Origin of the sequence: Amycolatopsis sp. lyj-84, from assembly GCF_046549075.1 — a bacterium.
In the GTDB taxonomy this organism is placed as follows: Bacteria; Actinomycetota; Actinomycetes; order Mycobacteriales; family Pseudonocardiaceae; genus Amycolatopsis.
In genome coordinates, this window is record NZ_JAJPWO010000017.1 from 55,335 (window position 1) to 81,404 (window position 26,070).

The 26,070-nt window shown below is 68.3% G+C and carries 21 protein-coding genes; 4 read left to right on the plus strand and 17 right to left on the minus strand.

The genetic code is table 11. From position 1 onward, the window contains the following. Window positions 1-143: 143 nt before the first annotated feature. From ACLJRM_RS37335 to ACLJRM_RS37370, 8 genes are all read right to left on the minus strand, one after another. Window positions 144-2,933 carry a BTAD domain-containing putative transcriptional regulator gene (locus tag ACLJRM_RS37335; RefSeq protein WP_101610962.1) on the minus strand — a complete coding sequence of 930 codons (2,790 nt, stop codon included), beginning with the start codon at window positions 2,931-2,933 and terminating at the stop codon, window positions 144-146. 956 nt (window positions 2,934-3,889) lie between these two features. Next, window positions 3,890-4,789 (minus strand): ectoine hydroxylase, encoded by a 900-nt coding sequence (gene thpD, locus ACLJRM_RS37340; RefSeq protein WP_410665751.1) that lies wholly within the window; start codon window positions 4,787-4,789, stop codon window positions 3,890-3,892. A 24-nt stretch (window positions 4,790-4,813) separates the two neighbouring features. Next, complete coding sequence (locus tag ACLJRM_RS37345; protein WP_101610964.1) at window positions 4,814-5,203, minus strand: ectoine synthase; 390 nt, start codon at window positions 5,201-5,203, stop codon at window positions 4,814-4,816. A 34-nt stretch (window positions 5,204-5,237) separates the two neighbouring features. After that, entirely contained in the window at window positions 5,238-6,488 is a 1,251-nt protein-coding gene (gene ectB / locus ACLJRM_RS37350; RefSeq protein ID WP_101610965.1) for a diaminobutyrate--2-oxoglutarate transaminase, read from the minus strand. 38 nt (window positions 6,489-6,526) lie between these two features. Beyond that, window positions 6,527-7,018: a diaminobutyrate acetyltransferase gene (ectA, locus tag ACLJRM_RS37355; RefSeq protein ID WP_101610966.1), complete on the minus strand. Its 492-nt coding sequence runs from the start codon at window positions 7,016-7,018 to the stop codon at window positions 6,527-6,529. A 215-nt stretch (window positions 7,019-7,233) separates the two neighbouring features. Then, window positions 7,234-10,203 carry a patatin-like protein gene (locus ACLJRM_RS37360; RefSeq protein ID WP_410665752.1) on the minus strand — a complete coding sequence of 990 codons (2,970 nt, stop codon included), beginning with the start codon at window positions 10,201-10,203 and terminating at the stop codon, window positions 7,234-7,236. Between the two features lie 488 nt (window positions 10,204-10,691). Further along, window positions 10,692-11,936: a DUF445 domain-containing protein gene (locus tag ACLJRM_RS37365; RefSeq protein ID WP_410600110.1), complete on the minus strand. Its 1,245-nt coding sequence runs from the start codon at window positions 11,934-11,936 to the stop codon at window positions 10,692-10,694. A gap of 7 nt (window positions 11,937-11,943) precedes the next feature. Continuing rightward, window positions 11,944-12,726: an Abi-alpha family protein gene (locus ACLJRM_RS37370; protein WP_410665753.1), complete on the minus strand. Its 783-nt coding sequence runs from the start codon at window positions 12,724-12,726 to the stop codon at window positions 11,944-11,946. 88 nt (window positions 12,727-12,814) lie between these two features. Here ACLJRM_RS37370 and ACLJRM_RS37375 point away from each other — a divergent pair, with 88 nt between their 5' ends. After that, a complete protein-coding gene (locus tag ACLJRM_RS37375; RefSeq protein WP_410665754.1) occupies window positions 12,815-13,657 on the plus strand; it encodes a maleylpyruvate isomerase family mycothiol-dependent enzyme in 843 nt (280 codons plus the stop codon). Here the strand turns inward: ACLJRM_RS37375 and ACLJRM_RS37380 are convergent. Beyond that, window positions 13,638-14,036, minus strand: a complete 399-nt coding sequence (locus ACLJRM_RS37380) for a pyridoxamine 5'-phosphate oxidase family protein (protein WP_410665755.1) — start codon at window positions 14,034-14,036, stop codon at window positions 13,638-13,640. The genes ACLJRM_RS37375 and ACLJRM_RS37380 overlap by 20 nt on opposite strands. Before the next feature lie 82 nt (window positions 14,037-14,118). Between ACLJRM_RS37380 and ACLJRM_RS37385 the strand changes: the two genes are divergently transcribed. Then, complete coding sequence (locus ACLJRM_RS37385) at window positions 14,119-15,042, plus strand: AraC family transcriptional regulator (protein ID WP_101610971.1); 924 nt, start codon at window positions 14,119-14,121, stop codon at window positions 15,040-15,042. A gap of 6 nt (window positions 15,043-15,048) precedes the next feature. Here ACLJRM_RS37385 and ACLJRM_RS37390 read toward each other — a convergent pair whose 3' ends face one another. The 4 genes from ACLJRM_RS37390 to ACLJRM_RS37405 are packed head-to-tail and all read right to left on the minus strand — an operon-like array spanning window position 15,049 to window position 18,199. Further along, window positions 15,049-15,414: a lipopolysaccharide assembly LapA domain-containing protein gene (locus tag ACLJRM_RS37390; RefSeq protein WP_101610972.1), complete on the minus strand. Its 366-nt coding sequence runs from the start codon at window positions 15,412-15,414 to the stop codon at window positions 15,049-15,051. 38 nt (window positions 15,415-15,452) lie between these two features. Beyond that, entirely contained in the window at window positions 15,453-16,601 is a 1,149-nt protein-coding gene (locus ACLJRM_RS37395; protein WP_410665756.1) for a dipeptidase, read from the minus strand. Between the two features lie 36 nt (window positions 16,602-16,637). Continuing rightward, a complete protein-coding gene (locus tag ACLJRM_RS37400; RefSeq protein WP_410665757.1) occupies window positions 16,638-17,243 on the minus strand; it encodes an alpha/beta hydrolase in 606 nt (201 codons plus the stop codon). Then, the gene (locus ACLJRM_RS37405; RefSeq protein ID WP_410665758.1) at window positions 17,243-18,199 is read right to left on the minus strand and encodes a ring-cleaving dioxygenase; all 957 of its coding nucleotides are present in this window, start codon (window positions 18,197-18,199) and stop codon (window positions 17,243-17,245) included. The genes ACLJRM_RS37400 and ACLJRM_RS37405 overlap by 1 nt, the downstream gene beginning before the upstream one ends. A gap of 98 nt (window positions 18,200-18,297) precedes the next feature. On the opposite strand from ACLJRM_RS37405, the gene ACLJRM_RS37410 reads away from it, so the two are divergent. Next, window positions 18,298-18,747, plus strand: a complete 450-nt coding sequence (locus ACLJRM_RS37410; protein ID WP_410665759.1) for a MarR family winged helix-turn-helix transcriptional regulator — start codon at window positions 18,298-18,300, stop codon at window positions 18,745-18,747. A 64-nt stretch (window positions 18,748-18,811) separates the two neighbouring features. On the opposite strand, the gene ACLJRM_RS37415 is transcribed toward ACLJRM_RS37410, so the two are convergent. From ACLJRM_RS37415 to ACLJRM_RS37430, 4 genes are read right to left on the minus strand one after another with little or no spacing between them, the layout of a single operon-like run. Continuing rightward, complete coding sequence (locus ACLJRM_RS37415; RefSeq protein ID WP_410665760.1) at window positions 18,812-20,413, minus strand: benzoate-CoA ligase family protein; 1,602 nt, start codon at window positions 20,411-20,413, stop codon at window positions 18,812-18,814. 19 nt (window positions 20,414-20,432) lie between these two features. Then, window positions 20,433-21,854 (minus strand): benzoyl-CoA 2,3-epoxidase subunit BoxB, encoded by a 1,422-nt coding sequence (gene boxB / locus ACLJRM_RS37420; protein WP_101610978.1) that lies wholly within the window; start codon window positions 21,852-21,854, stop codon window positions 20,433-20,435. Between the two features lie 6 nt (window positions 21,855-21,860). Then, on the minus strand, window positions 21,861-23,453 hold the full coding sequence (gene boxC, locus ACLJRM_RS37425; protein ID WP_410665761.1) for a 2,3-epoxybenzoyl-CoA dihydrolase: 1,593 nt from the start codon (window positions 23,451-23,453) through the stop codon (window positions 21,861-21,863). Window positions 23,454-23,485: 32 nt separating this feature from the next. After that, entirely contained in the window at window positions 23,486-23,923 is a 438-nt protein-coding gene (locus tag ACLJRM_RS37430; protein WP_101610980.1) for a hypothetical protein, read from the minus strand. A 245-nt stretch (window positions 23,924-24,168) separates the two neighbouring features. Here ACLJRM_RS37430 and ACLJRM_RS37435 point away from each other — a divergent pair, with 245 nt between their 5' ends. Beyond that, window positions 24,169-26,070, plus strand: coding sequence for an ABC transporter ATP-binding protein (locus ACLJRM_RS37435; protein WP_410665762.1), 1,902 nt, complete (start codon window positions 24,169-24,171; stop codon window positions 26,068-26,070).

Consider the following 26,070-nt stretch of genomic DNA (forward strand, 5'->3'; position numbering starts at 1 on the left):
CCTGGCGGCTCTTCAAACGGATCCCGAAGGGTCCGCCCGAGCGCCGATCCCTACCGAATGCCCCTCCCCTAGGGCTCGATCGACGCTGAAACGGACCCTACGCGCGCAAGAGGCGAGGCCACTAAGAATCCGCTAAGGATCACTCACGGACCTTCGCCGAGGTCCGTGAGTTCCGCGCGGACCAGCGCGGCGAGCTTCGGATTGGCGTCGGAGAGGATCTTCAGCGCGATCGCGAACTGCTCGCGGGCACCGTCCACATCCGACCCGGCCCGCAGCACTCTGCCCAGTGTCAGCCTCAGCACGCCCTCCTGGAGGACGAACCGCCTGCTGATCGTCAGGTCGACGGCTTCCCAGACGTATCGCTCGGCGGCGGCGAGTTCGCCGATCCTCATGCTCAGTTCGGCCAGGTTGTTCAGCGAGACGACGACGTAGCTTTCGTCGCCGAGGGTCCGGTCGATCTCCAGCGAGGCGATCTGGTGCCCGATCGCCTCGATGAACCGCCCCGCCCGCTTTTCGGCCTCCGCGCAGTTGTTGAGCGCCTGCCCGCGCAGTTCGAGGTCTCCGGTCCGGTCGGTCTCCTCGACCGCCTGCCGCAGCGTCGCGATGGCCTCGTCGTACCGGGCGAGGAGAGTCAGCGCGCAGCCGAGATGGATGTTCGCCGAGACCATCAGCCGGTTGTCGCCGATCGCGCTCGCGAGTTCCAGCGCGCGTTCGGCGTCGGCGAGGCAGCCCTGCGGCAGTTCGAAGGTGAGCGCGATGGCGCAGCGCGAAATCAGCATCCAGCACCGGCCGAGGACGTCACCGGACCGCTCGGCGGCCTCCAGCCCGATCTCGACCAGCCGCTTCCAGTCGTCCAGCAACGGGTACACCGCGCGATAGGTGTGCGCGACCCTGGCCAGCCGCCAGACGTCGTCGTGGCGCCCGCCGGCACGGGCGGCTTCGAGGACCTCCAGCAGGTTCGCCCATTCCGCGGTGAACCAGTCCTGCGCTTCGGCGAAGGAGTTCAGCGGCGGCATCTGCGCGTCACTCAGCGCGTCGGTGAAGTCGAGGGGGTCGACGATCCGCAGCATCTTCCGCCGCGCCCGGTCGGCGACGGCCTGATAGAACCGCACCGACCGCGACAGCACGTCTTCGCGGTCTTCCTCGTCGAGTTCGTTCTCCGCCAGCTCACGCAGGAAAAGCCGGACGAGGTCGTGCGGCACGAAGGAATCGCGGCCGGTTTCGGCGAGCAGGTTGTGCGCGGCGAGCACCCGCAGATGCCGCCGCGCCTCGCCGACGGTGATGTCGCCGATCGCGGCCGTCAGATGAGAACCGGCCGAGACGACCTGGACCACGCCGAGCCGCAGGAACGTGTTCGCGACGTCGGTGGGAAGCCCCCGGAACGAGACGTCGAACGCCGCGCGGACCCCGTCGTCGGGGCCCTCGACGTCGAGGGCGGCCAGCCGCGTCCGCTCGTTGCCGAGTTCGTCGACCAGGTCCTGCGCGGACCACTGCGCGCTGGCGGCGAGCCGCGCGCCCGCGATCCGCAGCGCGAGCGGGAGATAACCGCAGAGCCGGGCGAGCGCGTGGTTGAGGTCGAATCCGGCCGGCCCGGCGAGTTCCTCGATCAGCCGGACGGCGTCACCGGGCGCGAGCGTGCCGAGGACACGCAGTTTGGCGGCGTTGGACACGGCGAGTCCGTCGAGCCTGGAGCGGCTGGTCACCAGCGTCATCGACCGCGAGCCGGGCGGCAGCAGCGGCCGCACCTGATCGGCCGAACGCGCGTTGTCGAGGATCACCAGCATCCGGCGACCGGCGATCATCGAGCGGTAGAGGGCGATGCGTTCGTGGACCTGCTCGGGGATGCCGTCGGCGGGGACGCCGAGCCCGAACAGGAACTGCGTGAGCAGATCGGCGGGCTCCAGCGGCGGGTGCTGCGGGTCGAAACCCCGCAGCGAGGCGAAAAGGATGCCGTCGGGGAAGCGGCGGGCGGCGCGATGCGCCCACCACACCACCAGGCTGCTCTTGCCGATCCCCGCGGTCCCGGAGACCACGCCGACCGCGGTCTCGCCCGCTTCGGCCCGCTCGGCGAGATCGTCGAGCCAGGCGAGATCGGCCTCGCGCCCGGCCAGGCTCGGCACGGCGGGCGGCAACTGCTGGACGGGATGCGCTTCAGCTTTCGCGTCCTCGACGACCTTGACCGGCAGGTCGTCGTTCAGGACGCGTTCGTGCAGCCAGCGCAGATCCGCGCCGGGTTCGACGCCGAGCGTGCGCAGCGTCGCCCGGGACACCGTGCGATAGAGCTCGAGCGCGTCACCGCGGCGCCCGGCGTGATAGAGCGCGCGCATCAGCTGACCGGCCGTGCGTTCGGCGAGCGGCTTGGCCCGGACCAGCGGGCTGAGCTCGACGATCAGTTCCGCGTGCCTGCCGAGTTCGAGATCCGCGTCGACCCTGGCACCGTGGACGGCGAGCCGCAGGTCCTCCAGTTCGGGGGCGCGGACGGACCCCGGCACTCCGGCCAGCGCCGGTCCCTGCCAGAGCGCGAGGGCCTCGGCGAGCAGCTCGGACGCCTTGTCCGGGTCTTCGGTGGACGCCCGCTCCAGCAGCGACCGGGCACGGTGGACGTCGATCCGGCCGGGTTCGACGGTGAGCTGGTACCCGGGCGGCGCGGTGAGGATCTGGGCGCCGCGCGGATGGTCGCCCTGGATGTCCCGGAGCACGCGCCGCAGGTGGGAGACGTTGCCGTGGACGATCGTGCGGGCGGTGGCGGGCGGGTCGTGCCCCCAGAGCGCGTCGATGATCTCGTCGAGCCCGACGACTTTGTTGACTTTCAGGGCCAGCAGCGCGAGCAGTCCGCGGACGCCGGGACCGCCGACGGGGACCGGCCGTTCGCCATCGAGGAGCCGCACGGGACCGAGGAGTTGGAAGCGGGCAGGGGAACCGCTTTCGCCCATGACAAACCCCCTCCCCCGATCTCTCCCCTTACCGGAGTAGCCAACCTACCGCGCGAAGACGCCGCCAACCAGAAAACGCGAGGGAAGAGAGACATAGCGGGCGGCGACCCCCCATGCCCCCAATGCCACATTGGGGGCTTCGGAATCCCGGACGCTCACGCAACCCGAAGGCAAGTGACCGGCGGACTCGTCTCCCCGGAAGCGCGCCAGCGCGACGGGGAGACTTCACCCCGCGCGCCCTCTTTCGGGCCGAAGGCCCACGAAGACGTTTTGTAGGGCGCCCTGACCACGAAGCCGCAGCTTGACCACCATCTGGCGCCCTGCGAAACGTCTTCGTCAGCGCGCGGAAATAACCTTTGTGACGTCCGCCCAGTCCCTGTATGACCGGTCCGATCACGACAGCCGAACCGCCGGCGACGCGAGGGCTGTGTGGAAATAGGGACGTTGAACGTCCCTATTTCCACACAGCCTCACCCTGGGTAACCTCTCGCGCGCTCAACAGGCAGTTCGCGTGGCCGGCGGTGACAGATCGTGAGCAGTGGCTCGCGGTCCTCCGCGGCCGATGTTCCCAATGTCGCATTTGAGACGCTGAGCGTCTCAAATGCGACATTGGGAACATGAGACTGGGAACAGCGGAGCGGGGTGCCCGGTGGATCGCGCGTACCACACCATCTTTGCCCTACCCGGCAAAAAAATAAGGCCCCGTGCCATCAGTCCCGATCTGATGGCACGGAGCCGGGGGATGTCCGATTTGGGCCGCCTGGGGGCGCGACCCACACCGGACATCGGCGTCCACGTCCGTCCGGGTGGGCTCACCCCGAGCGAAGAACCCGTTCGTCCGTCGACAACACCTACGTGAGCGAGCCCACTGGCCCGCTCACGTAGGCGACAACGTAACAGGGCGCACACCGTCGGCTACAGGCGCCCCGTCATGGCCTTCGCTACCTGCGGGTTCGTCAGCGCGACAGGGGTGTCGAGTCGCGGCCGGCGATGAACGCCGGGCGCGGTTCGATCGCGGCGAACGGCTCCCGCAGCGCGTTCTCGACGCTGTTGAACACGATGAAGATGTTCGACCTCGGGTACGGGGTGATGTTGTTCGACGAACCGTGCATCACATTCGAATCGAACCAGAGCGCCGAACCGGCCTGTCCGGTGAATTGGTCGATTCCGTATTCGGCGGCGAGTTTGGTGATGTCTTCCTCACTGGGAACACCGACCCGCTGCTCTTTCAGCGAACTCTTGTAGTTGTCCTCGGGGGTTTCCCCGGCGCATTGGACGAAGGTCCGCTGTGAACCCGGCATCACCATCAGCCCGCCGTTGAACGGGTAGTTGTCGGTGAGCGCGATGGAGCAGCTGACCGCGCGCGGCGCCGGCATGCCGTCCTCGGCGTGCCAGGTCTCGAAGTCCGAGTGCCAGTAGAACCCGGTGCCCTTGAAGCCGGGCATGTAGTTCACGCGGCTCTGGTGGATGTAGACCTCGGAGCCGAGGATCTGCCGGGCCCGGTCGAGCACGCGGGGATCGCGGACGAGCTCCGCGATCAGCTCGCTGGTCTCGTGGACGTCGAAGATGGAGCGGACCTCACCGGTCTTGGCCTCGGTGATGACGCGCTCGTCGTCGCGGTGGTCCCCCGACGACATGCGGACGAGTTCCTGCCAGTACGTCTGGATCTCGCCAGGCGACAACAGCTGGTCGACGACGGTGTAACCACGGGTTTCGTGGTTGGCGAGCGTGGCCGCGTCGATGGGACCGTCGGCCTCGCCGCCCCAGACGGTGGGGTGCGTCCTGGGCAGGTGTTCGGGCTTGCCCGTGACACGCGTCGGGTAGCTGTCGTCGACTCGGGTGTCGGTCAGCGTCAATGCAGTCGCCTCCTCGAGCGATTTTTAGGGTTCGGTTACGAGCGGGTACACGCCGTTTTCGTCGTGGACCTCGCGGCCGGTGATCGGGGGGTTGAACACGCAGACGCACTTGATCTCGGTCTTGGGCCGGACCTGGTGCTTGTCGTGATCGTTCAGCAGGTACAACGTGCCCGGCTTCAGCTGGAAGATCTCGCCGGTCGCGGTGTTCTCGAGCTCGCCTTCACCGGAGGTGATGAAGACCGCTTCGATGTGGTTCGCGTACCAGAAATCGTTGACCGTCCCGGCGTAAAGCGTGGTCTCGTGCACCGAGAAACCGACGCCCTCCTTGGCGAGCACGATGCGTTTGCTGCGCCAGTTCGGGGTCTTGATGTCGGCGTCGGTGTCGGTGACCTCGTCGAGTGTTCGGACAAGCAACGGAAAACTCCTTCTCGTTCTCGGTTGAGGGCGGTCAGTTCAGGACGGTGGCGATGGACTCGTCGATGATCGACAGGCCCTTCGTGAGTTCTTCGTCGGTGAGCGTCAGCGGCGGCAGCAGCTTCATGACCTCGCCGTCGGGGCCGGAGGTCTCCATCAGCAGCCCGCGCTCGAACGCGGCGGCGCAGACCTTGCCCGCGAGGTCGCCGTTGGCGAACTCGAGGCCCCTGGCGAGGCCGCGGCCCTTCGCGAACAGGTTCGCGTCCGGGTACGCCTCGACGATGCCTTGGAACGCGGCGGCGATGCGCTCGCCCTTGGCCTTGGTCGACTTCTCCAGCTCGTCGTCGCTCCAGTAGACGCGCAGCGCCTCCGTCGCGGTGACGAACGCCGGGCTGATGCCGCGGAAGGTGCCGTTGTGCTCGCCCGGCTCCCAGACGTCGAGGTCCGGGCGGATCAGCGTCAGCGCCATCGGGATGCCGTAGCCGCCGATGGACTTCGAGAGGCAGACGATGTCGGGCTTGATGCCCGCGTCCTCGAAGCTGAAGAACGGGCCGGTGCGGCCGCAGCCCATCTGGACGTCGTCGAGGATCAGCAGGATGCCGTGCTTCTTGCACAGATCATCCAGCGCCTTGAGCCACTCGATGCGCGCGGCGTTGATGCCGCCCTCGCCCTGCACACCTTCGACGATAACGGCCGCGGGCTCGTTCAGGCCGCTTCCGGAGTCTTCGAGAAGTTTCTCGAAATAGAGGAAGTCCGGGATCGAGCCGTCGAAGTAGTTGTCGTACGGCATCGGGGTGGCGTGCACCAGCGGGACACCGGCGCCGCCGCGCTTCATCGAGTTGCCGGTCACCGAGAGGGCGCCCAGCGTCATCCCGTGGAAGGCGTTGGTGAAGTTGATGACGGATTCCTTGCCCGTCACCTTGCGCGCGAGCTTCAGCGCGGCCTCGACCGCGTTCGCGCCACCGGGGCCGGGGAAGACGACCTTGTAGTCGAGTTCGCGCGGCGCGAGGATCTTTTCCTTGAAGGTCTCGAGGAAGTCCCGCTTCGCCACGGTGAACATGTCGAGCGCGTGCGTAACGCCGTCACGGGCGATGTAGTCGATCAGGGCCCGCTTGAGCGCCGGGTTGTTGTGCCCGTAGTTGAGCGCGCCGGCACCGGCGAAGAAGTCGAGGTAGGCCTTGCCGTCCTCGTCGTACAGGTAGCTCCCCTGGGCCCGGTCGAACACCACGGGCCAGCCACGGCTGTAACTGCGTACTTCGGATTCGAGTTCCTCGAAAATGCTCATCACGTTTTCTTTCTCCCTGGGATCCCCGGATTTACGTTCTATTGACTGCTGAGCGGACCGATTCGGTACAGGTCCTCCTGCTCATGCGTTCCGTCCTCGGCCGGGAAATCCTTGGCGGTGAACAGATCCCGGCGTTCCAAAGTGGCGTTCCACCGCTTGGCGAACGAGGCGAACAACCGGATCGAAGCCTCGTTGTCCGGCGTGATCGTGGTTTCGAGGTACCGCACACCCTGGGCGGTGAGCTGACTGAACAGCTCGTCGAGCAGTGCCCCGGCCAGGCCTTTTCCGCGCTGGGACGCGTCGACCGCGACCTGCCAGACGAAGCCGGTGTCCTGCTTCCGATACCCGATCACGAAGCCGACCGGGGTGTCGTCGACTTTCGCGACGACCGAGGTGTCGGCGAAATCGTGACACCACAGCAAATAGGCGTAAGGCGTGTTGAGATCGAGCTTCTTCGAATCGCGGGCGATTCTCCAGAGCGCGGCACCGTCTGCCTTGGTCGGGTTTTCGATCAAGTGCTTTCCGGACATGTCCAAGAAACGTACCGGAGGATTCGGGCGCGGTCAGATCAGCGCGGCGGCGGCAACGCGGCTACCTGCAACAACCCTGAAACACACGTGACAAAGGTAACGGTAACGTTTGAAGCGCAGCACTGGTGGGTAAGGCCGCTTCGTCGCGGTCTCACTGGATGTGACGATACCAACCGTTACCACTCGGTCGCAGGACCAGGCCACAATTCGGCGGTTCAGCGGCGGTGGCGCCGCCGGAATACGGAACCCAGCGGCGTCCAGACGGCGGGCAGCAGAATCAGCAGACAGACCACCAGCCACCAGACCGGCGCCTCGCCGCGCCGCCAGCCCGCGACGACGCCGCCGAGCCAGCCGAACAGCGGATCACGGACCGGTGGCAGGAACGCGGCGAACAGCAGACCCGCTCCCACCAGCACGGCGAGCACCGTGAGCACCATCCGCCACGTTTTGCGCAACGTCATCAGGCTGACCACCAGGAACACGATGGCGCCCGCGGCCACCGGGACGCCGACCCACTGCAGGACGGGCCCGCCCTGGCCGCCGATGACGAACCCGGCCAGCACGGTGATCAGCGCGGCGAGCACGTTCCACGGGGACGGCAGGGTGGCCGCGCCGCGTGTGATCCACCACGCGCTGCGGCTCGCGGCCTTGGCGAAGGTCGCGGCGGGCTGGACCGATTTCGGCACCCTGGTCGCCCCCGCGGCCGCGTTGATCCCGGCGGCACCCGCCTTGACCAGCGTCTTCGTCAGCAGCATCGTCCCGCGTTCGTGGTCGAACCGTTCGCCGGAGACCTGGCACGCCTGAAACGCGCGCTGGGTCTGTTCGTCGGTCTCCGGTTCGTTTTCGATCAGCCTCCGGAACCGTTCCGACGGTTTCCCGTTCCCCTTGGCCGTTTTCGCGTCGTGTCCACAGTGGAGGCCGACACAGGGCAGTTCCTCGCGCGCGATCTGCGCTTGGCGGACCCTGGCGAGCACCATCGCCGTCACCGGCATGCTGATCGGGAGCTCGGTTTCCTTCTCCACGTCACCGAGTTCGCCGTCGAGGCCGAGGAAAGCGAGTTCACCGGCCAGTTGCGCGCGCAACGACTCCGCTTCTTCCTGCGACAGGCCGTCTTCGGTGCCCGGCCGCCGCCATCCGATCTTCTCGAACGTTTCCCGGACCTGCTTGCGGAAGGCCTCCCGCCCGACGACGTCGCGCAGCAGCCGCAGGCGTTTCGGATCGAGCAGGCACTGGATCAGCCAGCCCGCGCCGTCGACCCGGCCCCACATCCAGTCGTTCGCGCGCCACGACGCCTTGTAGAAGGCGCCGAAGTAGTCGGCCTGCATGCCGGTGAGCTTGTCCCACGAACGGCGCCGCTTCATGTCCATCAGCGTCCGCGAATCCGCGCTCACCTGGACGAGGTCGACCCGCTGGTCGACCGAGGGCGCTTGCGCGAGCAGCCCCCGGGTCGCGATGTGCAGGCGCACCAGGCGCGAGGTGACGACCGAGTCGCCGGCGCTGTCGTCGCCGGAGGTGAGCCCGGTCCACGCCAGCAGCGTGGTGACCGTGTCGGCGGCTTCGGTGTCGGGTTTCGCCTGTGCCAGCGGCAAAAGGATCGGCGTCGCCTGACGGAGCGCGGCGACCACGATCGGCCACGCCTCCTTCAGGGTGTCCGACCGGCCCCTTGCGGCCCATTTCTTGGCGAGGCCCTCGATCCAGGCCGCGAGCGTGACCTTGGCGTCCGGCGGATCCTGTTCGGTGACCCAGCCCGCGAGCCGTTCGCCGCGCGCGGCCTTGTGCCGCGCCTCGTGCAGCAGCACGCGGCAGCGGTTGAGCTGCACCGCCTGCTCCGGCGCCGGGTCGAGCCGGAAGCCCGCGTTCACCAGCTGGAGGCCGGTGGCGACCGAATCGTCCAGCGCGGTGGTCCGGAAGGCCACCAGGTCCTGGAGTTCGCAGGTGTCCTTCGGCGGCGCGGTGGGCAGGCCGTCGCGCAGTCCCTCCGCCGCGGCCGCGCGCAGCTGCGCCGCCGTGCCGGACGCCCACTGACGGCCCGGATCCTCCACATCGGACAGTGAGAGCCTGCGGGTCGCCTCGCGGACCAGCGCGGTGGCGTCCTCCTGGACCCGCCGATCGCGGTAGTCGTTCATCAGCCGCTGGTCGACCAGCGCGTCCGGACCGCCGCGAACCCCCATCGAGGCAAGGGAAACGCGAGTTCCCCTGGTTCGGACGACAGCGTCGTTGTGCCGGGTCAGATCCTCGAGCTCGGCGCTGATCGTCTGGCTCAAGACGGTGCCGACGACCTTGCTCATCGCGCTGCCCAGCAGCGGCGGCCGGTCCGGATCGACCTCGACCCGCTCGGCTTCGCGTTCCGCCGTCGGCACCACGTACAGCAGCAGCCGCCGGACGTCGGAATGCGACTGTCGTTCGAAGATCTCCCGCAACGCCGGGCGCAGCGGCTTGTTCAGCAGCACGCCGCCGTCGGTCAGCCAATGCGACCGGGTGACGTCGGTGTACCGGGTCATGTCCGGATGCAGCGGCCCGGTCTTCTCGCCGATCGGCATCCGGGAGAGTTCGAACGCGCCGGGGAACGACGCGGTGGAGCGCGCCGCGAGCGCGAGCGGGCCCACGACATCATCCGTCCACAAAGGACCATCGAAGCGGAAGAGGAGCCGGTGCTCGGTGTCCCGCACCAGGTTCCCGAGCGCGTCGTCGAACCTGGTCGTCTCGCCGTCGATCATCGTGCCGGTGAGCAGCACGGTGATGTCGGGACAGTCCGGTTTGACCGTGGCCTTGTCGGTGATGCGGTGCAGCGCGTCCTTGAGATCCGCCAGGAGCACCTTGTCGCCGTCGAGCAGCGAGCGCGGTTCCTTCTCGCCGGGGTCGCGGATCAGGTTGTCGAGCGACCCCGTGCTGATCCACGTGTCGCGCAGCACCTGCGGGCTCGACCGGAACGCCTCGGCCAGCCCGAGGCACGCCGCGTTGATGCCGCCCGCGCTCGTGCCGGTGAGCACGTCGAGCGAAACCGTGGCGTTGAGCAGATCGAGCAGGGCGCGGTACGGCCCCTCGGATTCCGGCGTTCTCGACGCGTGCAGCAGATGTGAGGTCTCGGTGGCGACCCCGCCCATCCAGACCGCGAGGCTCGCCCCGCCCACCATGGTCATCGCCAGCCGGATCTCCTGCGGCCACGGGCTCCCCGCGTCGGCCATGTGCGCCCTCCCCAAGGCTTAAGTGCACGAGCACTTTAGACCGGACGGGCGAGTCGGCGTACCGCCGTTGGTGCCGAGCTTCGTTCACCCGTAAGGGCAATTTCACGCCCTCGCAATCAGGTGCCCGATCGCTGCCCCTGGATACACGCCCCTGCCACCGGCGCGTTCAGAAGTACGTGAAGGACCCCTTCCTTGCGTCTAGCGCAGCGAAGGGGTCCTTCCTGTACTTGGGAGGGTGCGAAGGTCGAGTTTCCTCGGCTGAGCCGAGGAAAGGGAGCCTTCACGCGCCGCCGTCGTGACTTGTGAGACCACTGAGGCCAAGGGTGCTGTTCCTCCTCGGGTGAAGGGACCTTCGAGGGACCCAGGGTCCCTTAAGGAGCCCCTCACGACATCGCGACCCCCACCGGCGCGTTCAGTCCTCTGGTTGCGGTAGTTGCACGCGCAAGTACCGCAACCAGAGGACTAAACGCGGGAGGGGAGAAAGGGGCTCAGGCGGCGAAGTGTTCCAGGAGGAGGACTTGCGCCTCTCCGACGGCGAAGCCGAGGACGGCGCCGGTCGCGATCAGGATCCATTCGTCCTGCTGGAACGCCGGCCGCAGCAGACCCTCGAACTCGCGCGGCGACAGTTCCTTCATCTTGGTCACCAGCACGTTCCGGATGTCCATCGCGTCGTTCGCGTAGTCCTCGATGTACCGCATGGTCTCCGGCAGCTTGTCCATGATCTTCTCGGCGATGTTCAGCTTCATGTCCTGGTACCGCCTGCTGCCGACGGCGAACACGACCAGCGGTTTCCCGACGCCGACGCGGCGGCCGAGCTGTTCGTCGAGCTGACGTTGGATGAGCCCGAGCACCCGGTCCGACAGCGGCCCGTGCAGCACCGCCTCGATCACGTTGTGCGGGGTGATGATCTCCTTCGCGATCAGCGCGCCGTACGCCTCCGCGACCTCGCCGCGCCGCTTCAGGAACAGGCCTTGCCAGCGCACGCCGAAGTACCGGCGCTCTTCGATCGGGTAGAAGATCATCCGCAGCGCCAGCCAGTCGGTGAACCAGCCGGTGAACAGGCCGAACAGCGGCATGATCAGCGGGAACTTGAACAGGATCCACGCGATCATCTGGATCACGCCGATCAGCCCGCCGAAGAAGATGCCGGAGCGGGCGATGAACTTGAACTCCTTGTCGCCCGCCTCCTGGAAGATCCGGTTCAGCAGCCGTTTGTCCTTGACCAGGGCGGTGACCACCATGCCCTTGAGGTCGAACACACTGTCCACATCGGACTTGATCAGCTCCAGCACGGCCGCGACCATCTTCGGCGTCTCGGCCTGGACGCGCTGGATCACCAGCCGCTGCATCCCCACCGGCAGCGATTCCCACAGCCCCGGCTGATAGTGACCGGCGACGTCGCGCACGATGTCCTCGACAGCGGCCTGGAGCGGTTTTTCGATCTCCCGCGCGATTCTCTGCGGATCGAGCCTGGCGACGACCTCCGCCGGTTTGATCAGCTGCTCGGTCATCGTGTCGCAGGCGATGCTCGCCATCCGCGCGGCGCGTTTGGGCACGATGCCCTGCCAGCCGAGGAACGGTTTGATCCCGACGAATTCGACCGGCTGGAACATCATCCGGATCGCGACGAGTTTGGTGGTGTAGCCGATCAGCGCGGCGACGATCGGGATCGAGACGTAGATCGGCCAATGCTCGGCGAAGTCGGCGAGGATCCCGTCGAGGAAGGCACCCATGCCGGGGTCAGCCGGCGCTCGGGTCGCAGGCCTGCCAGAACTGGGCGCCGAGCCGGGAAATGTGGACGGTGCGCTTGACGAACTTGGCCCGCTTGACCGACTTCTCCGCCTCGCGGACGGTCTCGTCGGTCAGCAGGATCTCGTACTGCGTCTCCAGCGAGGGCACCTCTTCGTCCAGCTCGACCAGGCCGAGCCCGATCAGCCTGGTGAGGTAGCCGGGCACCTGGTCGGGCAGCGAAACCCCGGCGGCCTTGCCGACGGTGGAGGCGTTGCGGAGCACGAACCGCCCGGCGCCACCGAGGTTGGTCCGCTCGGCGACGTCGACGGCGGGGAACGGCGAGCCGTCGGAAAGCGCGGAGAGGATGCGGGCTTCGTCGGGCGTCAGCTGCCGCAGGATGATCGCGTAGAGGTACTCGCGAGCCCGCTCGCGGCCGAAGCCGATCGAGTGGTTGAGCAGTTCGGCCATCGCGGCGCGGAGCGGTTCGAGCTGGGCACGCGTGTGCACGAGGGCGATGGTCGCTTCGACCGGGCGCGAGCCGTTGGCGTCGGGCCGGTTCATCGCGGACGCGGCGGTGAGCGCGGCGTGGTACGGGTCGTCGACCTCGTCGAGACGGCGGCGCAGCTCCGAAAGCAGCTGCCGCTCACCCTGCTTGATGACCTGTTCCGCGAGGTCGACGCCGGGGAGTTTGCGGGTGAATTCCATGCCCGTGCGGGCGGCCCAGCCCGCCAGCTGCCCCGCGCGTTTGGCGAAAGCGGCCAGGTCGTCACCGGCGGGTCGATCGTTGCTCACGGGCACTCCCCTCGCGTTCGCGCTGATGCTACCTGCGAGTAGGCCGAACGGCCGAAATTGTGATCGACGCGGGTGTTTGGATGCATACATGAGCTTCACGCGCTGGGGTCCGCCGATCGACGTCCTCCCGCTGTTCGCGCGGGAAGAGCAAGCCCTGCTCGACGTCCTCACCGGTCTCGACGCGGAGCAGTGGGCCGCGCCGACGGTCTGCGCGGGCTGGACGGTGCACGATCTCGCCGCCCACATCCTGGGCGGCAAGCTCGGCAGGCTGTCGCGCGATCGCGACGGCTACCGGACGACGGCGCCCCGCGAGCGCGAACACTTCGCGAAGTTCATCGACCGGATCAACGACGAATGGGTGGTCGCGTGCCGTCGGCTGTCCCCCGAAGTGCTGTTCGCGATGCTGGTGGACAGCACCTCGCAGCTCGCCGAGATGTGGGGCCGCGCCGACCTCGACGCGCTCGGCGAGCCGGTGAGCTGGGCCGGGGACGAACCGGCGCCGGTCTGGCTCGACGTCGCCCGCGAGTACACCGAGTTCTGGGTGCACCAGCAGCAGATCCGCGAGGCCGTCGGTGCCCGCACGCTCGACGAGCGGGACTTCCGCGGGCCGGTGGTCGACACCTTCGTCCGGGCACTGCCACACACGCTGCGTGACGTCGAGACGCGGACCGGACGTCAGGTCGTCTACACCGTCACCGGCCAGGGCGGCGGCAAGTGGACGGCGCAGCGGACCTCGGACGGCTGGTCGCTCGATCGCGTCGCGCCGACGTCGCGCGCGCCGCTGGCCTCGGTGACGACGGACGCGGACACCTTCTGGCGGCTGTGCACCCGGAACCCGGCGGACCGGGACCGGGTCACCGCCAAGGGCGACGAAAACGTTTGCGCCACCGTGCTCGGGATGACGTCGATCATCACAACGAGTAGCGGCTGACCTTCTCCGGGTGGATGACGAGCCGGACGAGATCCAGCTCCTGGATCCCGGCGAGTTCGCCGGAGTGTGCCGGGTCGTCGAGGTCCCAATAACGGGCGCCGAGGCGGGCGGCCAGCTCGTGTGCCCCGTCCTGCTCCACGGTGACGCGACCCGCGACGGAGACCCAGCGTTCGCGCTCGCCCACCGGCGCGGCCACGATGATCGAGGCACGGGGATCGCCGGCCAGCCGCCGCACCTTGGGCGAGTCCCGGGGCGTGAACAACTGGACCGTGCCCTCGCCGGTGGCTTCGAACCACACCGGCCGGACCGGCCCGTCGGCCACGGTCAGGAACCCGTGCAGGGGACGGCGGAGGAATTCCAGGTCTTCGGCGGTCAGCATGAGCTCGATTCAACACGGCCCGCTTGGACGTGCCCATAGGCGAAAAGCCGGATCGCCTGTGTATTCGTCTAACGTCGGTGGCGTGGACGTGTTCAGTGACCTGATCCGTGGGGTGCGGTCCCACGGCTCGTTGTTCGGCAGTTCGGCCCTGTCACCGCCCTGGTCGCTGCACTTCGTGGACGGCGCGCCGCTGACCCTGTGCGCCGTCCTCACCGGGGCGGGCTGGGTCGTGCCCGAAGACGCTCCGCCCGAGCCGCTTCGCGCGGGCGAGACGATCATCGTGCGCGGTCCCGGGACTTTCACCTTCGTCGACGAGGTCGGCACCCTCGCCGAGCCGATCGCGTGCGGCGAGCACTGCGCGACGCCCGAACAGGGCGGGACCCGGCACCGCCTCGGCTGGGCCGACGAACCCGGCGGCGAGACGACCTTGATCGTCGGCGCGTATCCGGTCGGCGGCGAGATCGGCCGCCCGCTGCTGGACGCGTTGCCCGTCGTGGTGCGCGTGGACGCCGGGGGCGCGGGCGATCCCGTGCTGGACCACCTCGCCGCCGAGGTCGCCGTCGACGCGCCCGGTCAGCAGGTGGTCCTCGACCGGTTGCTGGACTGGATGCTGGTCTGCTCCCTGCGCGAATGGTTCGACCGGCCCGGCGGCGAGCCCCCGGCGTGGTGGGCGGCCCAGCGGGATCCGGTTGTCGGCGACGCGCTGCGCCTGCTGCACGCGGAGCCGGCGGCGCCGTGGACGGTCGGCTCGCTGGCCGGGCGGACCGGGGTCTCACGGTCGACGCTGGCCAAGCGGTTCGCCGACCTGGTCGGTGAGCCACCGCTGACCTACCTCACCCGCTGGCGGATGACCCTCGCGGCGGATCTCTTGGCGGGCAAGGAATCCACGACCATTTCCGATATCGCCCGCACCGTCGGCTACTCCGACCCGTTCGGCTTCAGCGCGGCGTTCAAACGGGTCCGGGGCGTCAACCCCAGCGAGTTCCGGCGCGGCGCTGTCCTCTAACAGACGTCAGCGGAGCTGATGCCGGGACTTCTTGGCCTGCTTGCGCAACTGCAGGATCCGGGCACCGCCGACGAGCGCGACCACGGCGCCGCCGGCGATCACGGAGAACAGCATCGCGACGGCCAGCGGCATGCTGCCGGACATGCCGAGGAAGTGGACGGTGGCGGTGTCCTGGTTCTGCAGGATGAACACGAGCAGGAACACCAGCAGGATCAGCGCCACGATGACGGCGATCCAGGTGCCGCTCACCCGCGTGCGCTTGAGTTTCGGGCCGGCGTCGAACTTGCCGCTGTGGCGCGCGCCGCCAGCGGCTTCGGGCGGTGAGACGGGCTCGACCGGAACCTCGGCGGCACCCTCCTGCGGCTGAGTCATGCAGGACAGTGTCCGCCGAAGTCGCCTTGATCGCGCTCTCAAGCGTCCGAACGGGTGACCTCGTCCGCCGCGCGCAGGACGCGCAAGGTGTTCTTCCCAGCCAGCTTCGCGCAATCCTCGTCGCTCCAGCCGCGTTCCATCAGCGCGGCGAACAGCACCGGGTACTTCGAAACGTCTTCGAGGCCCTCGGGCAGTGTCGCGACTCCGTCGTAGTCGCCGCCGAGGCCGATGTGGTCGACACCGGCCACTTCACGCGCGTGCTCGATGTGGGCGACGACGTCGTCGATGCCCGCCTTCGGCTTCTCGGGGCCACCGCGCTCCGCGGTGAACTTCGAGCGCTGGTCGATGTTCCGGTAGTCCTTGCCCGCGGCGTCCATGTCCTGGCGCAGCTGGTCGTCCCATTCGGAGACCTTCGGCGAGATGAAGCCCGGCACGAACGTCACCATCGCGACGCCGTCCTTCGCCGCCAGGGTCTCCAGGACGTCGTCGGGGATGTTGCGGGCGTGGTCGTTGATCGCGACGCACGAGGAGTGGCTGAAGATCACCGGCGCGGAACTGACCTCCAGCGCGGCGCGCATCGTGCTCGGCGCGACATGCGAGAGGTCGACCAGCATGCCGATCTCGTTCATCTCGCGGACGACGTCACGGCCGAACTCGGTGAGCCCGCCGTGCGCGGGTTCGTCGGTGGCGGAGTCGGCCCAGGTGGTGTTGTAGTTGTGCGTCAACGTCATGTAGCGGACGCCGAGACGGCGCAGGATCCTCAGCACGCCAAGGGATTCGGCGATGCTGTGGCCGCCTTCGGCGCCGAGCAGCGACGCGATCTTGCCGTCGCGGAAGGCGGCCTCGGCCTGATCGGCGGTGTCGGCGAAGGCCAGCCTGTCCGGGTACCGCTCGATCATCTGGTGCACGATCTCGATCTGTTCGAGAACCGCGGTGACGGCACTGTGCCCTTCGAACTGGCAGGGCACGTAAACGGACCAGAACTGCATCCCGAGCCTGCCTTCGGCGAGCTTCGGGAAATCGGTGTGCAGATGCGGCTGGCGGACCGTGAGATCCGTGCCCGCCACGGCCTGGACCGGATCCGGCCCGGTCGTGACCCGCAGCTCCCATGGCAGGTCGTTGTGCCCGTCCGCGAGGAGCGCCGTTTCGAGCAGGGCCTGGGCCCGGACGAGGTCACCGTTAGTCATCCGCCGATGTTACGTTCGGCTACTTTGCTCTCACCGCTACGGGTTGAGCCACCCCGCGGCCGCGACCAAACCGTTGCCCGTCACCTGGTGACCGCCGGGATGGCGGTGGGCGACGACGTCCGCGGAGCGCTCGCGCAGGTCGCGGACGAGCGCCTCCGCCGACGCCAGCGGCGCCATCGGATCCTGCTCGCCGTTCGACAGGAAGACCCGCGTACCGGACAGATCGTGCCGCGGCGGCGACGGGAGCGGGGACATCGCCGCGAACAGCGCGGCCTCTCCGACGGTGTCCGGGCGCAGCAGGGTCACCGCGGCGGCGATGTTGGCGCCGTTGGAGAACCCGATGGCGACCAGGCGCCGGTCACCGAGGCCGTACCGCTCGCGCGAGGCGACCACGAAGTCGGCCAGCTGGTTCGCGCGGAAGGCGACGTCCTCGTGATCGAAAACGCCTTCCGCCAGCCGCCGGAACCACCGTGCCGCACCGTGTTCCGACACCGGCCCGGCCGGCGCGAGCAGCGCCGAGGCAGGGCTGAGCTGACGGGCGAGCGGCACGAGATCGTCCGGTCCGCCGCCGGTGCCGTGCAGGAGCAGCAGCACCGGCTCGTCCGGCGACCCTTCGACGTACTTGTGGTCCAAGGTGCTCATCACGGGTTGTTCTCGCTCGGGAGGTCCAGCTTCGGCAGCATCGCCTCGATGTCCTCGCGTTTCGGCTCCAGCCACGGCGGCAGCTTCAGCGCGCGGCCGAGTTCGAGCAGCGGCTCGTCGATCGCGAACCCTGGCTCGTCGGTCGCGACTTCGAGCAGGGTGCCGCCCGGCTCGCGGAAGTAGATCGAGCGGAAGTACTGGCGGTCCAAAATGGACGTCACGTTCACGCCGTCGTCGATCAGTTCGTCGCGCCACGCGGCCTGGGTCGCCTCGTCCGGCGCGCGCCAGGCGACGTGGTGAACGGTGCCCGCCGCCACCAGCCCGCGCGGGGCGTCCGGCGTCACGAGGACGTCGACGAGGGCTCCAGGGCCGCCTTCACCGGCGGAGAACCGCAGGCGGTTGCCCTCCTGGTGCTCGAAGGCCAGGCCGAGGCCGTCGGTCAGCATCCCGGCGGTCGCGTCCTCTTTGGACACCGAGAGCGTGACGGAGTGCAGGCCGCGGATGGCGTGCTCGGCGGGGACGAGCTTCGTGTCCCAAGGGTCGCGCGGGTCGCCCTGCGGATGCGCGACGAGCGCCAGCTTCAGTCCGTCCGGGTCGAGGAAGGTGAGCGTCTCCTCGCCGTCGGAGTTGCGGATCTGGCTGGTCTCGATGCGGCTCTCGGCGAGGTGCTGCTTCCACCACCCGAGCGACGCCTCCGGCACGGAGAACGACGTCGTGGTCGCCTGTCCGGTGCCGTGACGGCCCTTCGGCGCGTCCTTCCACGGGAAGAACGTCATCAGCGAGCCGGGCTTGCCGGACTGGTCGCCGTAGTAGAGGTGGTACGTGCCGGGGTCGTCGAAGTTCACGGTGGTCTTCACCAGCCGCAGGCCGAGGGCCCGGGTATAGAAGTCCGCGTTGCGCTGGGGATCGCCACCGATGGCGGTGACGTGGTGCAGGCCCGAAGTCTTGATCGACATGGTGCCCTCCTCCGAGGTCCGGTGAACTCAAGCTAACCCGAAAACCTCTCGCGCGCAAGATATATTCCTGGAAGAGTTCCTGGTGTACCCTCGCCCGCGTGACAACGGAACCGAACGACGACGAAGTGGTCACGTGGTGGGGCCTGGTGATAGAGGGCTACCTGGCCACGCAGAACAAGCTGATGGGCGAGATCGCCGAACGCTTCGGCCTGGCGCCGGCGTCGTTCGACATCCTGCTGCGGCTCGTGCGATCACCGGAGCACCGGATGCCGATGACGCGGCTGGCCGTCGAGGCGGCGTTGTCCAGCGGCGGGTTCACCAAGGTCGCGGACCGGCTGGTGGCCGCGGACCTGATCTGCCGCGTGCCCAGCCCGGACGACCGCCGCGTCACGTTCGCGGCGCTCACCGAACACGGCCTCGACGTCGCGCAGCAGGCCCGGGAGGCGTGCGCGGAGATCCTGCGGCGCATCGTCCTGGCTCCACTGGGTGACGACGCGCCCGGCCTCGCCGAGGCCATGCGCACCCTGCGCACGGTCAACGGGTCTTGAACTCCGGTTCTGGCCTCCGCGTTTCGTCCTCTGGTCGCGGTAGTCGCGCGGGCAAGTACCGCGACTAGAGGACCAAATGCGGTGGGGCGGCGGGCGCCCGGACCTCGTACATGTCCCGCACGAGTTCGCGGATGACGTTGCGCCGGATCTTCCCGGTCGCCGTCTTCGGCAGTTCGCCCAGCTCGACGATGCCTCGCGGCCGTTTGAACGACGCCAGCCCGGACCGGCAGAAGTCGATCAGCTCGTCCGCGTCCAGCCGTTCGCCGGGAACGCCGACCACGCAGGCGACCGGTTTCTCAATGCCGTCGGCGTCGAAGGCGGCCACAACCGCGACCTCGGCGACCGCCGGATGCTGCAGCAGCCTGTCCTCGACCTCGGCGGGAGACACCCAGATCCCGCCGGGTTTCAGCATGTCGTTGAAGCGCCCGAGACAGGTGTAGCTCCCGTCGGCGTTGCGCACGAAACTGTCGCCCGTCCGCAGCCATTCGCCCTGGAAGACCTGCTTCGTCGTCTCGTACCGCGCCCAGTACCCGGTCGCGATCGACGGCCCGGCGACGTACAGCTCACCGGGCTGCCCGTCCGGCACGGGCTCGCCGTGTTCGTCGCGCAGGGCGACCTCGTAGCCGGGCACCGGCACCCCGGTGGTGCCGGCGCGCACCTGACGCGGCCGGTTGGACAGGAAGATGTGCAACGCCTCCGTCGAGCCGATCCCGTCGATGATCTCGACGCCGAACCGGTCGCGGAACCGTTCGTACAGCACGGCGGGCAGTGGTTCCCCCGCCGAAACCGCCTGGCGCACCGAGGCGAACGTGTCGTCCGGGATGTCGCTGGCGAGCAGCGCCGCGTAGAAGGTCGGGACGGCGAAGAACAACGTCGGCCGCTCCGCGCGGGCCCTGGCGGCGATCAGCCCCGGGGTCGGTCTCGCCGGTTCGAGCAGCGCCGTCCCGCCCGCCGCGAGCGGGAAGAACGCCGAATTCCCCAGGCCGTAGGCGAAGAACAGCTTCGGGACGGAAAGGAACCTGTCGTTCGGGCCGGTGTCCAGCACGTCGCGCGCGTACGTCTCGCAGACCGCGCGGATGCCGGCGTGCCGGTGCATCGCGCCCTTCGGCTTGCCCGTCGTCCCCGAGGTGTAGAGCCAGAGTGCGGGCGAATCCTCCCAGGTCGGCGCCGGTTCGAAACCGCTCTCGTCCACTGTGGACAGATCGCTCCAGTCGTGCGCGCGGACCCCGGACGGCAGTTCGGCGGCCTTGGCCCTGTCGAGCACGACGTCGGTGACCTCCGGCGCCAGCCCGAGCGCGATCGTCGCCTGCGCGGCGAACTCGCCGGAAACGCACAGGACCCTGGCCCGCGAATCGGCCAGCACCTTGCCGAGGTCCAGCCCGGTGACCATCGTCGACACCGGAACCGCGACCGCTCCGGCCAGCATCGCGCCGAGGATCCCGGTGAGCAGCTCGACGTCGTCGACCATGCAGAACAGGACCCGCTCCTCGGGGCGGACGCCGATCGCCTTCAGTCCCGCCGCGACCCGGCGGGTCTCGGCCGCGAGCCCGGCGTAGGTGAGACTTCGCCGCGGGGACACGACCGCGGCCTTCGCCCCGTGCCCTTCCGCGAGATGCCGGTCGAGCAGGTAGCTCGCCGCGTTGAACCCGGTAGCGGCAGCGGTCACGGGCGCACCTTCAATCGGCTCAGCTCAGGTAAACGTATTCGTAATCGAACGGTTTCCCATTGATGCCCTGGCGTGGCGGGGCCACCCAGCTCGCGATCTTTCCTCGCTCGTACACCGGGTGCATCAGCGATCGGACGAAGGTCAGGTCTTCGGGAGTGGGCAGCCACCTGCGTTTGCCGGCCAGCCAGGTCCGCTCGTCGACAACGGTGCCGTCGGGCGTCACATGGTGGCCGGAGTTTATGCCGACTTCGCGGTTGAATCCAGGGTGCGGGAGGACGAATCGGAAGTCGATTCCGGCCTCGTCCAGAATCTTGTTCCAGCGGTTGACCCCGGTCTGGCAGTCGGCGCGGTACTCCTCCCGCAGGTCGAGGTTCAGCAGCAGGATGGCCTGCAGTTCGTCGGTCCCCCAGGTGCCGTCGGCCCTCGGCCGGGGCAGCGATCCGGCGGCGTCGGTGAGCTTGTGGTCGTCCTTGCGGCGGGTCTCCTGCCAGCGGCCTTTGAGCCCGGCGGTGTAGTAGTTCGCCGCGTTGGTCGAGGTCTCGCTGCCGAACAGGTCGAGCGAGACGGTGTAGTGGAAGTTGAGGTAACGCTGGATGACCTCCAGCGGGATCCCGCCGTGCCCGGCGATGTCGAAGGTGTCGTGCTCGCGGATCAGTTCGGCACTGCGGGTGACCACCCGGTCGACCCCGGTGGTGCCGACGAACATGTGGTGCGCCTCTTCCTTGAGCATGAATTCACAAGTGCGGGAAAGCGGGTCGAAGCCGCTTTCCTTGAGGGTGCCGAGCTGATATTTGCCATCGCGGTCGGTGAAATAGGTGAACATGTAGAACGCGAGCCAATCCGCGGTCTCTTCGTTGAAGGCGCCGAGGATGCGCGGGGCGTCCGGACTTCCGGAATTCCGGAGCAGGAGACCTTCCGCTTCGTCGCGGCCTTCCCGCCCGAAGTAGGCGTGCAGCAGATACACCATCGCCCACAGGTGACGGCCTTCTTCGACGTTGACCTGGAAGAGGTTCCGCAGATCGTAAAGGCTCGGCGCGGTGAGCCCCAGCAGCTTCTGCTGCTCAACCGACGCGGGTTCGGTGTCGCCCTGGATGACGATGAGCCGCTGCAGGTCGGCGCGGTACTCGCCGGGGACCTGCTGCCAGACCGGTTCACCCTGGTGCTCGCCGAACGTGATCACCCGGTCCGGATCCCGCTCCGCGAGGAAGATCCCCCAGCGGTAGTCGGGCACGTTGACGTGGTCGAAATGCGCCCAGCCGTCCCTGCCGACGCTGACCGCGGTGCGCAGGTACACCCCTTCGGTCCGCAGCGTGGGGCCCATCTCGCCCCACCAGTCCAGGAACTTCGGCTGCCAGCCCTCCAGCGCCCGCTGGAGCCGCCGATCACCGGAAAGATCGACGTTGTTGGGGATCTTGGCGTCGTAATCGATCTTGGTGGACATGGGTTTTCAAACCCGCTTCCTGTCGAAGACGGCCTTCTGACCAGTACCGTAACGACGCAACGCGCCTTCGGGACCGGATGCGTTCGGACGAGTGAAGATCCAGTTCTGCCAGGCGGCCAGGCGGCCGAAGATCTTGCTTTCCAGTGTTTCGGGGCCGACGAACCGGTGGTTCGCCTCCATCCCGCTCAGGGCGTCCGGGCTGAGCGAAGCCCGGCCTTCCAGCGCGATCCGGATCTCGTCCTCCCAATCGAGGTCGTCCGGCGCGTCGGTGACCAGGCCGAGGTCGTTCGCCTCCGCCGGGCTCAGTGGCTTGCCGCGCTCGTCCTCGAGTCTCGTGACGTGGCCCGGGTCGCCGAAGAACCGGGACTCGAGGCGGGACAGGCCGTTGCCCATCGGGAACCGGCCGAAGTTGGCTTCGGACAACATGATCGACGCGCGTTCTTCACTGTCTTCGTCGTCGATCGGCGGGCCGTCCAGGATGTACTGCCGGTCCGCGGCGAGCGCGAGTTCCAGCAGGAGCCCGGCGAAGCAGCTGCCGGGTTCGATGAGCGCGATGAGACTGCGGCTGGTGACGTCGAGCCGCTTCAGCGTCCGCTTCCAGTAGTGGACGATTTCGTTGCTCAGGCAGTCTTTCGCGTCGAACACGGCGCGTTCGTGTTCGAGGACCTTCGCGGGATCGCCCTCGGTGCGGAGCACCCACGTGCCAAGCTCGGGTTCGTTGGTGCGCAGGCGAAGGATCGCGTCGTCCAGTTCACGGGTGACGTCCAGTAGCCAGCCGTCGTCGTCTTCAGGCCCCTTGACGGTGATGGTCGCTTCGGCCGGGCTCAGCGAAATGTCGACGTAGCGATGCGTGAGCGGAGTCAGCTCGACACCTTCGCCGTCGAGCCGCTCGCTCGTCCGCGCGAGTTCCTTGGCCCTGGCCAGGACGGCTTCGCGGAACCCCTGCCGCGGCACGAGTTCGTCGACGAGCCGCCAGTCGACGGCCGTCCGCCCCTTCACCCCGTCGGGACGGGTGGCGAAGACGTCGGCGAGATCCCGCCGGACGCCGCGTTTGTCGACCACCCTGGTGAGCCCGCCGGTGCCGGGGAGGACGCCGAGAAGCGGAACTTCCGGCAGCGCGACGGTCGAGGAGTTGTCGTCGACCAGCAGGATCTTTTCGCAGGCCAGCGCGATCTCGTAGCCGCCGCCGGCACAGGTGCCGTTGACCGCGGCGACGTACAGCTGGCCGGAGTGCGCGGTGGCGTCCTCCATGGCGTTGCGGGTCTCGTTGGTGAACTTGCAGAAGTTCACCTTCCACTCGTGCGACGACGACGCCAGCATGCGGATGTTCGCCCCGGCGCAGAAGACGTTGTCCTTCGCGCTGGTCACGATGACCACGCGGACCTCGGGATGCTCGAACCGCAGGCGTTGCGTCGCGTCGTACAACTCGATGTCGACGCCGAGGTCGTACGAGTTGAGCTTGAGCTCGTAACCCGGTACGAGACCCCCGTCGGCGTCGACATCGAGTTCGAGCCACGCGACGTCGCCGCCGGTGGACAGTTTCCAGTGCCGGTAGCCGCCGGGATGACGTTCGAACGTCACCGTTGTGGTCCGCGTCACCCTTCCGATTGTCTACATTGCACTGATTAACGTCAATGTTGTGTAGAAAGTTGGTCAGGCGTGGTCACCCGGTTGAGCTTCGCCGCCGCCCACGTCACGAAGCCCCACAGCAGCAGCGCCGCCGCGGTGTCGGTGTAGATCGTGGCGAACCAGAAGGCCGGGATCTGCGGCACGGCCACGAGGAAGTGACCGAGACTCGCCAGCCCGGACAGCGAGAAGACCATCAGGAACGCGAGTGCCCGCCAGTAGCGTCCGCGCCGGTAGTCGCGGTAACCGAGCAGGCCGATCGTGGTCAGGACGACGTACGCGACGGCGACCAAAGCGGCGACGACGCCGACCGGGAGGCCCTCGACCTGCGGGTAGTCGGCCGCCCTGATCACGTTGTGCGCGTAGTGCAGCGTGGTGGACAACAGCGTGAAGGCGAGGATCAGCCGCAGCGCGGTGAGTCCCCGGTCCTGAAGAGCTTCCATGTTCGCCCCCTTGCGATTTGATAGATCGCTCTAGCGAGAGAGTAGCTCATGGTGGGTGGGAGCTGAAGGGGACTTTCGTCCCGCTCTGTCGCGCCCGAGACCGGCCCTGCGCGTGCAATGAAAGGCCCGTTACTTGCAAATTTTGCAAGTAACGGGCCTTTCATTGCACGCGCGACGGTGCTGGGTGCGGCGCCCCGTCGGCAAGGGCCTCGGAAATGTCGGTGGGGGCGCGTAGAGAAGGAGGAGTGCCCGAAGCCACCGTGCCCCTGATCGGGGTCGAGAACCTGAAGATGCCCGAGTGGGCCACGCCCGACGAGGCCGTGGCCGACGCGGGGATGGTCAAGGCCATCCGCGCGCTCCCGTCCGCCGTGGCGATCGTGCTGCGGCTGGCCTGGCGGACGTCGGCGCGGCTGACCCTGCTCGCCGGCGTCGTCCACGTTCTTTCCGGTTGTGTCACGGCGTTCGGCCTGCTGGCGACGGCGAACGTGTTCACCGCGCTGCTGGAGAACGGGCCGACCCCGGACAGGGTGTTGGAATCGCTGCCCGCGCTGGCGATCGTCATCGGCTCGTACGCCTTGCGCGCACTGCTGGACACGGCGGTGGCCGCGGTCGAGGGCACGCTCCGGCCGCGGGTCGTGACCTCGGCGGGCGACGAGGTCACCGCAGCCATGGTCCGGGTCCGGTTGCTGGCCTTCGAGGACGCCGATTTCCGGGAGCTGGCCAGGCAGGGCGCGCGGGACGGGGTCCGGTCGATCGAGATGAGCCTGCGCTGGATCGCGGATCTGACGTCGGCGCTGATCTCGCTGATCGCCGCGCTGGTGGCGGCGGGCCTGCTGAATCCGTGGCTCGCGCCGGTGCTGCTGCTCGCGGCGGCGGCCGACGGCTGGGCGGCGGCCAAGGTCGCGCGGCTGAACTACCGGCACTATCTCGACACCGTCGGCCGGAACATCCGGAAGAGGATCGTCGAGGAGGTGGCCACCTGGCGCACCTTCGCCCTCGAACGGCACGCCCTCACGCTGCAGGAGCCGCTGCTGCAGGAGTACCGGCGGATCACCGAAAGCCTGATGCGCAAGGAGGTCCAGCTCGCGCATCGCAGCAACCTGGTCCGGCTGACCGGGCGCGCGGCGGCCGGGCTGGGCACCGCGATCGCGTATCTGGTGCTCGGTCTCCTGCTCTACAGCGGGCAGATGGAACTCGCCCTCGCCGGGACGGCCGCGCTCGCCATGCGGACGGCGTCGAACTCGCTGTCCGTCACGATGCGCGCGGTGAACGCCATGTACGAGGAGTCGTTCTACATCGCCTTCTTCCAGCGGCTGCTTCTGGAATCCGTAAAACGCAGCCCGGTGAAGGACGGGGTCGTCGCACCGCCGGATCCGGCGGAGATCCGGCTGGAGAACGTCAGTTTCACCTACCCCGGCCAGGAAAACCCCGCGCTGCGCGAGGTTTCGCTGACCATCCGGCGCGGCGAGGTGATCGCCCTCGTCGGCGAGAACGGCTCGGGCAAGACCACGCTGGGCAAACTGCTCACCGGGCTGTACCCGCCTTCCGACGGGAAGGTCTTCTGGGACGACGTCGATCTCGCGGACGCCGATCACGAATCGGTGCACGCGAACATCGCCGTGATCGCGCAGGATCCCGCCGAATGGCCGATGACCGCGGAGCACAACGTGACCGTCGGCAGACTGGGCCGGGAAGACCCGGAACGCGCCGCCTGGCACGACGCGATCACCTCCTCCGGCGCCGACGAGGTGATCGAATCCCTGCCCGCCAAGGAGAAAACGGTGCTGTCCAAGAAGTTCAACGACGGCCAGGACCTTTCGGGCGGGCAATGGCAGCGGATGGGCATCGCCCGCGGGATCTACCGTGACGCCGCCGTCCTCGTCGCCGACGAGCCGACGGCCGCACTCGACGCGAAGGCCGAGGCACGGGTCTTCGCCGGACTGCGGCACGCGAGCGCGTCCGGGGCGGGCAGGCGCACGACGATCCTGGTGACCCACCGGCTGGCCAACATCCGCTCGGTGGACCGGATCCTGGTACTGGAGAAAGGGCGGCTGATCGAGCAGGGCACGCACGCCGAACTCATCGAGGAAGGAGGGCTCTACCACGAGCTCTACGAGATCCAGGCTCGCGCGTATCGCGGTGAGTAG

Bases quoted from the DNA above. Each gene is read 5' to 3' on its own strand.
- ACLJRM_RS37405 (WP_410665758.1), bottom strand. From the start codon at position 18,199: ATGTCGATCAAGACTTCGGGCCTGCACCACGTCACCGCCATCGGTGGC.
- ACLJRM_RS37395 (WP_410665756.1), bottom strand. From the start codon at position 16,601: ATGACTAACGGTGACCTCGTCCGGGCCCAGGCCCTGCTCGAAACGGCG.
- ACLJRM_RS37400 (WP_410665757.1), bottom strand. From the start codon at position 17,243: ATGAGCACCTTGGACCACAAGTACGTCGAAGGGTCGCCGGACGAGCCG.
- ACLJRM_RS37380 (WP_410665755.1), bottom strand. From the start codon at position 14,036: ATGCTGACCGCCGAAGACCTGGAATTCCTCCGCCGTCCCCTGCACGGG.
- ACLJRM_RS37375 (WP_410665754.1), top strand. From the start codon at position 12,815: ATGAGCTTCACGCGCTGGGGTCCGCCGATCGACGTCCTCCCGCTGTTC.
- boxB (WP_101610978.1), bottom strand. From the start codon at position 21,854: ATGTCCACCAAGATCGATTACGACGCCAAGATCCCCAACAACGTCGAT.
- ectA (WP_101610966.1), bottom strand. From the start codon at position 7,018: ATGTCCGGAAAGCACTTGATCGAAAACCCGACCAAGGCAGACGGTGCC.
- ACLJRM_RS37365 (WP_410600110.1), bottom strand. From the start codon at position 11,936: ATGGGTGCCTTCCTCGACGGGATCCTCGCCGACTTCGCCGAGCATTGG.
- ectB (WP_101610965.1), bottom strand. From the start codon at position 6,488: ATGAGCATTTTCGAGGAACTCGAATCCGAAGTACGCAGTTACAGCCGT.
- ACLJRM_RS37360 (WP_410665752.1), bottom strand. From the start codon at position 10,203: ATGGCCGACGCGGGGAGCCCGTGGCCGCAGGAGATCCGGCTGGCGATG.
- ACLJRM_RS37335 (WP_101610962.1), bottom strand. From the start codon at position 2,933: ATGGGCGAAAGCGGTTCCCCTGCCCGCTTCCAACTCCTCGGTCCCGTG.
- ACLJRM_RS37390 (WP_101610972.1), bottom strand. From the start codon at position 15,414: ATGACTCAGCCGCAGGAGGGTGCCGCCGAGGTTCCGGTCGAGCCCGTC.
- ACLJRM_RS37430 (WP_101610980.1), bottom strand. From the start codon at position 23,923: ATGGAAGCTCTTCAGGACCGGGGACTCACCGCGCTGCGGCTGATCCTC.